Source organism: Streptomyces sp. NPDC052396 (assembly GCF_044593195.1).
GTDB lineage: Bacteria > Actinomycetota > Actinomycetes > Streptomycetales > Streptomycetaceae > Streptomyces.
This window is the reverse complement of sequence record NZ_JBIUAW010000025.1, coordinates 47,335-56,009: the sequence shown is the minus strand read 5'-3', so window position 1 is coordinate 56,009 and position 8,675 is coordinate 47,335. Positions and strand designations below refer to the sequence as shown.

The 8,675-nt window shown below is 70.4% G+C and carries 10 protein-coding genes; 6 read left to right on the top strand and 4 right to left on the bottom strand.

What is annotated here, in order from left to right:
* The first annotated feature begins 391 nt into the window (after nt 1-391).
* Together ACIHFE_RS33550 and ACIHFE_RS33545 are read left to right on the top strand one after the other, a co-directional pair.
* Nucleotides 392-901: a hypothetical protein gene (locus ACIHFE_RS33550; RefSeq protein WP_400112708.1), complete on the top strand. Its 510-nt coding sequence runs from the start codon at nt 392-394 to the stop codon at nt 899-901.
* Nucleotides 898-1,203 carry a hypothetical protein gene (locus ACIHFE_RS33545; protein WP_400112706.1) on the top strand — a complete coding sequence of 102 codons (306 nt, stop codon included), beginning with the start codon at nt 898-900 and terminating at the stop codon, nt 1,201-1,203. Before ACIHFE_RS33550 ends, ACIHFE_RS33545 begins: the two co-directional genes overlap by 4 nt.
* Here the strand turns inward: ACIHFE_RS33545 and ACIHFE_RS33540 are convergent.
* On the bottom strand, nt 1,195-2,199 hold the full coding sequence (locus tag ACIHFE_RS33540; protein ID WP_400112705.1) for a hypothetical protein: 1,005 nt from the start codon (nt 2,197-2,199) through the stop codon (nt 1,195-1,197). The genes ACIHFE_RS33545 and ACIHFE_RS33540 overlap by 9 nt on opposite strands.
* A gap of 155 nt (nt 2,200-2,354) precedes the next feature.
* Between ACIHFE_RS33540 and ACIHFE_RS33535 the strand changes: the two genes are divergently transcribed.
* Nucleotides 2,355-2,993: an HAD family hydrolase gene (locus ACIHFE_RS33535; RefSeq protein ID WP_400112704.1), complete on the top strand. Its 639-nt coding sequence runs from the start codon at nt 2,355-2,357 to the stop codon at nt 2,991-2,993.
* 37 nt (nt 2,994-3,030) lie between these two features.
* On the opposite strand, the gene ACIHFE_RS33530 is transcribed toward ACIHFE_RS33535, so the two are convergent.
* Together ACIHFE_RS33530 and ACIHFE_RS33525 are read right to left on the bottom strand one after the other, a co-directional pair.
* A complete protein-coding gene (locus ACIHFE_RS33530) occupies nt 3,031-4,383 on the bottom strand; it encodes a hypothetical protein (protein ID WP_400112702.1) in 1,353 nt (450 codons plus the stop codon).
* Between the two features lie 25 nt (nt 4,384-4,408).
* The gene (locus ACIHFE_RS33525; protein WP_400112700.1) at nt 4,409-4,867 is read right to left on the bottom strand and encodes a hypothetical protein; all 459 of its coding nucleotides are present in this window, start codon (nt 4,865-4,867) and stop codon (nt 4,409-4,411) included.
* On the opposite strand from ACIHFE_RS33525, the gene ACIHFE_RS33520 reads away from it, so the two are divergent.
* The 3 genes from ACIHFE_RS33520 to ACIHFE_RS33510 all read left to right on the top strand — a co-directional run bounded on the left by ACIHFE_RS33520 (nt 4,866) and on the right by ACIHFE_RS33510 (nt 7,383).
* A complete protein-coding gene (locus ACIHFE_RS33520) occupies nt 4,866-5,450 on the top strand; it encodes a hypothetical protein (protein WP_400112699.1) in 585 nt (194 codons plus the stop codon). The two genes, ACIHFE_RS33525 and ACIHFE_RS33520, sit on opposite strands and share 2 nt — an antisense overlap.
* Before the next feature lie 202 nt (nt 5,451-5,652).
* Nucleotides 5,653-6,825 (top strand): acyl-CoA dehydrogenase family protein, encoded by a 1,173-nt coding sequence (locus ACIHFE_RS33515; protein WP_400112697.1) that lies wholly within the window; start codon nt 5,653-5,655, stop codon nt 6,823-6,825.
* Between the two features lie 87 nt (nt 6,826-6,912).
* On the top strand, nt 6,913-7,383 hold the full coding sequence (locus ACIHFE_RS33510; protein WP_400112695.1) for a pyridoxamine 5'-phosphate oxidase family protein: 471 nt from the start codon (nt 6,913-6,915) through the stop codon (nt 7,381-7,383).
* A gap of 56 nt (nt 7,384-7,439) precedes the next feature.
* Here ACIHFE_RS33510 and ACIHFE_RS33505 read toward each other — a convergent pair whose 3' ends face one another.
* Nucleotides 7,440-8,660, bottom strand: coding sequence for a pyridoxal-phosphate dependent enzyme (locus ACIHFE_RS33505; RefSeq protein WP_400112694.1), 1,221 nt, complete (start codon nt 8,658-8,660; stop codon nt 7,440-7,442).
* Between the last annotated feature and the right edge of the window lie 15 nt (nt 8,661-8,675).

The following is an 8,675-nucleotide window of genomic DNA, read 5'->3' as shown; positions in this document are numbered from 1 at the left end:
GGGGGCCCAACGCGGGGGTGCTTGTTCACCCCCGCCCCAAATCCTTGGGCCACGACTACAACCACCCACCCCCCGGGGGGGGGGGGGCGGGGGTGGGGGGGGGGGGGCGGGGGGGCCCCCCGGCCCCCCGCCACCCTTCGCGTACACGCTGTCAGGGAGCACAGGTCAAGCCTGCCAAGCCGGAGGGCCGGCCTCGGGAGTGACCTGCGGACCGGGCGCGGCGCCCTGGATGGACCGCCCCAGCGCCGGGCCCCTGTGCGGCCAAGACCTATGGCTCCATGGACACCGTCAACTCCGCCTTCTGCGAAGGCGTGTTCGCCCAGACGCCGCCGCCCGTTTTCCGGGAAGCGGGTCATGCCCGGCGGTCCCGGACGTCATCATGATGGCTGTGATGCCTGATCCGCGCAGCGCACCGCCGCCTGTCTCGGCCGAGGACGTACCCCTCGCGGTCCGAGAAGCTTCGTCAACGGTCTTGGAACTGTACAAGCTGGCCGTCGAGATGGCCGATCGGGTCTCCGCGCGACGGGGTCTGGCCAATGCCTTCTTCCTCTCCATCCAGACGGCCTTCGTCGGTGCCATCGGTATCAGCCTGGTCAATCTCCGGGAGCAACCCCTGTGGACCGCACCGGTCATCGCCCTGGCGGGCGTGATGCTCTCGATGACCTGGTGGCTCCAACTGCGCAGCTACCGAGACCTCAACCGGGCGAAGTTCGAGGTCATCAACGCCATCGAGGCGCAACTTCCGGTCAAGGTCTTCACCGATGAGTGGGAGCATCTGACACGGAGGCCCGTGACGTCTTGGCGCACCCGCTACGCAGAACTCGGATTCAGTGAGCGGATGATCCCATGGGTCTTCGCTTTCTTGCACGGACTGTTGTGCCTGGGCAGGCTGCTCGCATGAGTTACCTGCGCGATGACGCCCGACTGATCCAGTCCCACCTGCCCCCGCAGGCCCAGCCACCGGAGGACGCCGACGCGCTGTTCCTCATCTACGCCGTCCTTATGCGAGCAAAGGGTGTGCAGGTCACGGAGGTTGATGTGCATGACGCCTGGGCGGCCTGGATGGAGGCCCGGAACCCGGAGCATCCGGCCCTGGTCCCGTTCGAGTCACTGGACGAAGCCACGCAGCGCGCGGATCTGCCGTATGTCCAGGCCATTCACGCCGCAGCGCGTGATCGTGCTTGCGCCGACCGGTCAGACTGAGGGCCGGGTCCCCTGGCTGATGTGCGTCATCACCGGGCGCAGCCGTTCCGCGAAGTACTTGTCGATTCTCCTGCGGTGGGTGCCCTTCACAGCGGATCTGTCGAAGTGGGCCAGGTGGGGCTCCCAGCCCTCCGTGAAATAGATCATCGCCTTGAAGTAGAAGGCCCTGGCCGCCTTCGGGTTCACCGGGTCCGGCAGGTCCGGCAGGATCGGGGGCTGCCAGAAGTCGCCGTACTTCCGCTTGAGTTCGAACAGCACGCCTTCGGCCTCGGCGATGGTCGAGGTCTTGAAACGCTGGTACTCCTCCCGGTCGGTGACCAGCACCACAAGCCGGGACGGGTCCCTGCGGCGCATGATCTCCACGTACTCCCACACCGTGCCGGGACCCGGCCCGGCGCCCAGGATGACGACACGGGCGTTGTCGATCAACTCCCCGACGGTGTCCTTCCAGTCGTTGAGGGGGAGATAGGTCCGCCGGGCACCGGATCCGCCGGGCAAGGGCTCCCCCGGCCGCCCGATCGCGATCAATGGGCCGAACTTGCGGAACATCCGGCCGAGCCGTTCCTCGTAAGTACGGCCGGATCGCGTGATCGTCCGGACCGGGTTGGAGAAGGCGTTGTCGTTCTCCGGGGCCGGGGCGATACCCGAGGCCGCCAGGTCCTGGGTGAAAGGGCGCAGATAGAGCACATAGGAACCCGGTATGAGACCCGCCACGGAGGTGATGACGTGTGCCGTGTGCACGCGAGCGCGTCTGCCCACGATCAGGCTGGTCACCAGGGCTGCGATGCCCACGGCCATGATGCCGGCCAGGGTGAGCATTTCGACGTACCAGGGCGGCCCGTGGTAGCCGGGCATGTTGGTGCGGGACCCCGCCGTCCGCAGTCGTTGCACGCTGACCAGGACGGTCAGACCGCCCGCCAGGCGCAGGATCCAGCCCGTGACGCGCAGGCTCCAGCCAAGTGCTTTGCGCTGCACCGGGAAAGAGGCTTTCTCCATTCGGCGGCCACCACCCCTGGTTCTTCACCGCACTCCGCCGACAGATACGGGAGTGGGTCGGCTGACCTCTGCCTTTCACTGTGGCAGACCGAATGAGGTGGTGTCAGAGCATTTGACAACTCGTTGGGTCCGCCACCACGTCTACGCTGACGCGCATGGTCGAGGCCGTGGTATTCGATGTCGGGGAAACGCTGATCCGGGACGACCGGGGCTGGCAGGCTTGGGCCGACTGGCTGGACGTGCCCCGCCACACGCTGTCAGCCCTGGTCGGTGCCGTGGTCGCCCAGGGGCGCGACAACGCGGACGCGCTCCGATTGGTGCGGCCCGATATAGACATCGCCGCCGAATACCGGGCCCGTGAGGCGGCCGGTCGCGGTGAACTCCTCGAAGAGGACGACCTGTACGCCGACGTACGCCCGGCCCTGGCTGCTCTGCGCCAGGCAGGACTGCGCGTGGTCATCGCGGGCAACCAGACCCGGCGGGCGGGCGAGTTGTTGCGAGCCCTGGATCTCCCCGTGGACGCCATCGCCACCTCGGGCGAGTGGGGAGTTGCCAAACCCGATCCGGACTTCTTTGCGAAGGTGGTCGAACTGGCCGGTTCCGCACCCGGCCGATTGGTCTACGTCGGCGACCACCCACAGAACGACATCACTCCGGCCGCGGCCGCCGGGCTGCGCACCGCGCACCTCAAGCGCGGGCCGTACGGCCACCTTTGGGGCGACAGCCCGGCTGCCCGGGCGGCCGACTGGCGCGTCGATTCGCTCCACGCGCTTGGACCGGCGCTGGTGCCATGAACCCTGCGGATGGCTGCCGTCATGTCGATCCCGGCCGTCACAGTCCCAACGAGTCCATCAGGTGGTCGTCGAGATCGGCGAAGAACGCCTCCTGACGCCAGGGCCTGAGTTCCCTGCGCACTTGGCGGAGGCGGATCGCCGGTACCCGGGCGCCGGTGGCGCCGGCGGCGCCGATGCACTCGTGCAGGAGTCCGGCGGCGCCTTGCGGATCCCCGAGCCGTACCCGGGCCAGAGCATGGTCGGCGGTGACGATCGCGCGCTGAACGGAGTCGCGGGGGTGGGACAGAGCCGAGGCCGAGCGGGCGAAGTAGTCATGGGCGGCTTCTGCGTCGCCTACATGGAGTTCGCACAGGCCCTCGAAGCCACGCAAGTGCTCCGCGCTGAAAGCACCGGGTGAAGGATCGTCGTCCGGGCGTGCGTGCTCCATGTCGTACCAGGCGAGCCGCATGGCCGACTCGGCCTGGCGCCGGTGGCCCGCCCGCCCCTCGATCTCAGCCTGAAGCGCATGGGCACGGGCCCGGGTGAGGCGGCTCTCTCCGGAGCGCGCGTCGCGCACCGCCGCGTCGACCAGCCGCCGGGCCTGCTCGCGGTCCGGGGCGGAGTACAGGGTGACCAGGGCGTGGCTCATATGGACGGTGGCGCGCCGCCATCCTTGGTTCCATAGTCCGGCAGTGCGCGTGGCCTCGGCGTACAGGGCCCTCGACGCGGTGTCGTCACGGGTCTCGAACGCCAGACGGCCCGCGAGTGTGTAGGCGGACAGCGCGGCAAGCCGCAGCGTCGGCGCCGCGTGATCCGGTACCGGACCGGACAGGAGGCGGCGGCAGGCTTCCACAGTGGGGGCGAGTAGAAGCCGTAGGCGGACGAACGACAGCGAACCCACTTGTGCGTTGACGTTGTTCACGACTTCGGTCAGGCCGTGTGCGAGTTCCTCGTCGGTTCGGGCCGGGTCCGCGAGAGCCGAAGCCAAGGCCGCGCCCATGGTGGGGGAAAGGAGGGCCAGCACGCCCGTTCCATCGTCGGTGGCGGCACGGACCACCGCGTTGCGCAGCTGGCCGAGCTGTGCCGAACCCTCACCCAAGTGCGCCAAGGCGTCAAGGAGTTCGGCGAAGTCGGAACCCGGACCGATCGTGAGGTCTCCGCTCGGGGTGCGAGCGTAGAGGTGGGCCAGTAGCAGTTGGTAGCGCTCGCTGGGCAGGACGGCCGTCTTGCCACTCTCCCAGCGGGCGATGGACCGTTGAACGCCTGACACGTCGGGAAACGCGGTGCGGGGCAAGCCGGTCCGGGGAACCTGGGCGAGCAGCGAGCGCGCCATGTGCGCGAGCGACAGCCCCCTGCGGTGCCGGAGAAGCTTGAGCGTGGCCGCTCCGGTGGCTTTGCTGCGGACCTCCATGACGGCATGGTGCCGCAACGGCGCGTCACACGGGCACGATCAGGCGCGGTTTCCCCTGCTGGGCGCAGTAGTTCAGGGTCTGCCAGGTGCCGGTGGTCTCGCCGCCGAGCGCAAGCGGAAATCCGATGGCCAGGCGGCTCCGGTCCACCATCCATCGGTTCCGCGCGTGGTACGAGCCGCTGTTCAGTTCACCGGCGCCCAGCTCCACGACCTCGTCGACCCTGTTCCGGGAGCGGGCGATGGCCTGCAGTGCTTGCGGTGGCTGACGATCGAGAACGTCGGGAACCACCACGGTGATCCCGGCCTCCGTCCGTTCCGCCAGCCACTGGAGCGCCAGGGAGTCGATGCCCACGGCGCCGCCCAGGTAGAAGCGGGCGTCCCGGCCGGCGAACGGAGCCAGGTAGGCGGCGAACAGCGCGGTGTAGTCGCCGGGGGTACGGTGCTCCGTTGCCCGGGTACCGGTGACGGTGATCGTGCGCTCCATGATCAACTCCGTGTCCTGGCTTGTCATATCCCGCTGGTGGCCCCAGGACACTGAGATCGTCTCCGTGGATACCTACACCCCAGCAGATGACGCGATGAAGCTGGTAGCCGGACAGCACTGGGACATCGTCCAAGTCGACTTCGCCCTGGCTCGCCTCGCCCTGGAGAGGCTCCGGGACAGCGGGCGCCCCAACGGCCCCTGCATCATCAACCGGGCCGCCCAATCCACTTGGTGGCTGCTGCCGATCGGCACCGGATGCCGGTTCGCCGGAACGCCCGGTGTCCGACTCCAGGAAGCCGGACGGGAGTTGACCGTGCCCCCGCCCGGCACCTACCACCCCGACTGGCTCTGGAGTTCACCGCCCGGCGGCCCCTCACAGCCCATCCGCCCCGAAGACCTCCACTGCGCGCTCACCGCCGCGCACCGGATGCGCCGTACGGACCCGTACACCACACCCGAGTGCCGCATCGGGCACCACGCACACTGTGCGGGCAACACGGACATCCGGCGCATCGGGGCACCGGCTCACGAACCTCCGGTGCAGCGGCTGCGCTGCGACTGCGGCTGCGGCCACTCGCGCTGAGGGGCCCGGAGGCGGCCCAATACAAGATCTCTCACCCCGTGACGTACGCGCCCCGATCGGGCATACTCCAAGCGCCACAGCCGCAGGTCACGGCAGTCCGAGACCCGGCACGGGACCATTGGACTGGGCAGTTATCCGAGGACGGCACCAACACCCCGGGCGGCCGTCTTCGCAGCGCCCGAACAGGGAGGAGACCGCCGACATGACCGAGCATGGCCCACAGCCGGTGGAGCGTCAGCTGCCCACCGAGGAGGCCCGCGATCTGATCACGCTGGTGCGGGAGATGGCCGCGCGGGAGATCGAGCCCAAGGCCGCCGAGGAGGAGGCCGCCGGGCACTTTCCCCGGGAACTGTTCCGTCTGCTGTCGTCCTCGGGACTGCTGGGGCTGCCGTACGGCGAGGAGTTCGGCGGCGGCGACCAGCCCTATGAGGTCTACCTCCAGGTACTGGAGGAACTGGCCGCCGCGCGGCTGACCGTGGGGCTGGGAGTGAGCGTGCACACCCTCGCCTGCCATGCGCTGGCCGGCTATGGGACCAAGGAGCAGCAGGCCGGGCACCTGCCCGCCATGCTGGGCGGCGGACTGCTGGGCGCGTACTGCCTGTCGGAGCCCTCCGCCGGGTCGGACGCGGCCGCGCTGCGCACCCGGGCGACCCGGGACGGCGACGAGTGGGTCATCGAGGGCACCAAGGCATGGATCACCCATGGCGGGATCGCGGACTTCTACACCGTGCTGGCCCGTACCGGCGGTGAGGGCGCGCATGGGATCACCGCGTTCCTGGTGCCCGGGGACGCCCCGGGGCTGACCGCCGCGCCGCCGGAGCACAAGATGGGCATGAAGGGCTCGCCCACCGCCCAGCTGCACTTCGACGGGGTGCGGGTGCCGGACGCGCGCCGGATCGGCGAGGAGGGGCAGGGCTTCTCCATCGCGCTCTCCGCGCTGGACTCCGGGCGGCTGGGGATCGCCGCCTGCGCGGTCGGCGTGGCCCAGGCGGCGCTGGACACGGCGCTGGCCTTTGTCGAGGAGCGGCGGCAGTTCGGCCGTCCGCTGGCCGACTTCCAGGGCCTGCGCTTTATGCTCGCCGATATGGCCACCCAGATCGAGGCGGGGCGTGCCCTGTACCTGGCCGCGGCCCGGCTGCGGGATCAGGGGCGGGCCTTCTCCCGGCAGGCCGCCATGGCCAAGCTGTTCTGCACGGACGCGGTGATGCAGGTGACCACCGACGCCGTGCAGCTGATGGGCGGATACGGCTACACCGCCGACTTCCCCGCCGAGCGCTATATGCGGGAGGCCAAGATGCTGCAGATCGTGGAGGGCACCAACCAGATCCAGCGGATGGTGATCGCGCGGCATCTGGCCGGGCCCGAGTCGCGCTGAGGGGTCCGCGCCAGGGCGCTCCTCCGTCCCGCGGCCTAGATCGGCCGCCGGATGCGACCGAGCGCCTTCGGGCCATAGCCTCACGGCATGACGGCAGTTGACCATGAAACCGGCAAACCTCGCAGCCCACGGCAGCGCAAGCGCGAGGCGCTGGAGAGGTTCGCCCGGGACAACGATGTATGGGTCGCCACGGCCGATGCCACCGGCGAGCCATGCCTCGTCCCGCTGGCCTTCTGGTGGGACGGCGAAGCGGTGTGGCTGGCCACCCGGGACACCAATCCCACCGGGCGCAACCTCTGTGCCTCGGGCCGGGTCCGGCTCAGCTTCGGCCACACCCGGGACGTGGTCCTGATGCACGGCACCGCGCGCATGCTGACCCGGGAGGAGCTTCCGGTCGAGGTGGGGGACGCCTTCGCGGCCAAGGACGGCTGGGACCCGCGCAAAGACCACCCCTCGTATGTCTTCTTCCGGGTCACCCCGCGGGTGGTGCAGGCGTGGGGGACGGTCCCGGAGATGGCCGGACGGACCCTGATGCGCGAGGGGGAATGGCTGGTTTAGGCCCAGGACGCCCCGCAGTTGAGATACGACCGGGGCCGGCCGCCTCCTGGAAGCGGTCAGCGGAGCGTCAGCCCGGCCAGCTCGGGGACCCGCTCCACCGCCTCGCCCGGCGCGGGGAGAGCGGCGGTGTCCTTGACGCCGGTGGCGGTGCCCACGGCGATCACCAGACCCCCGTGCTCCCGGACCCAGCGGCGGGCGGCGCTCACCGCCACCGCCGAGGAGGTCTCCAGGAACAGGCCCTGAGCGGCCAGGGTTTGACGTTCGGCCAGATACTCCTCGGCGGGCAGGGCGAGCGCGGTGCCGTCCGACCCCCATAGCGCGTTCAGCGCCTGCCAGGTGGGGGTCCGCTCGCCCAGGGAGAAGGCGGGGGAGCGGCGGTAGGGGACACTGGTGCGCTCCTGCCGGGCCCGGTCGGGGTGGGAGAGCGCGGCGGCCAGCGGAGCGGCCGCGTCCGGTTCGGCGGTGACCAGGCGGGGTACCGCCGGCAGCAGACCCGCGGCGCACAACTCGGCGAAGCCGCGGGCGACTCCGGAGAGCAGGTCGCCCCGGCTGGTGGGCACCACCACGGTGGAGATCCGGTCGCCGAAGTCCCGGGCGAGCTCATAGGCCAGGGACTTATAGCCCTCATTGGCATAGGAGTTGCCGCCCGGCGAGGGTGCGGTGTACGAGGTCAGCGGGTACCAGCCGAACCGCTCCACCGACTCCCGCAGCGCCGCCTGCCGGGTGTCGTGGTCACCGCACACCACCCGCACCCCGCCCAGCGCGTCGATCTGGGCCCGCAGCGGCCCGGGCACCGCCGGTGTGGTGAAGACCACACAGCGCAGCCCGGCCCGGCCGGCGTAAGCGGCCGCCGAGGCCGCCGCGTTCCCGGACGAGGAGACCGCCACCGTGTCCGCTCCCGAGGCCACCGCCGCCGCCATGCCCACCGCCATGGCGCGGTCCTTGTGCGAGCCGGTCGGGTTGGCGCCCTCGTACTTCACCACCAGCTCACCCTGGGACGAATCGCCCAGCGGCAGGCGGATGTTGGGAGTGGATCCCTCGCCCAGGGTCACCGGCGGGCCGGCGACCGGGAGGGCGGTGGGCCAGCCCCAGGGGCCGCCCGGGAAGGAAGCGAGCGACAGACCGGACAGATCGGCCGGCGGCGGTACGGGGTTGGCGCCGATGCCCTCCGTGCGGCAGGCGGCACAGCCGGCGAAGTCCCGGGCCGGGGTGCCACAGCGCGGGCAGTACAGCGGCGGCAGGGCCTGCGACAAGGGCTGTGGCAAGGGCTGTGGCATGTCAACTCCTCGGAG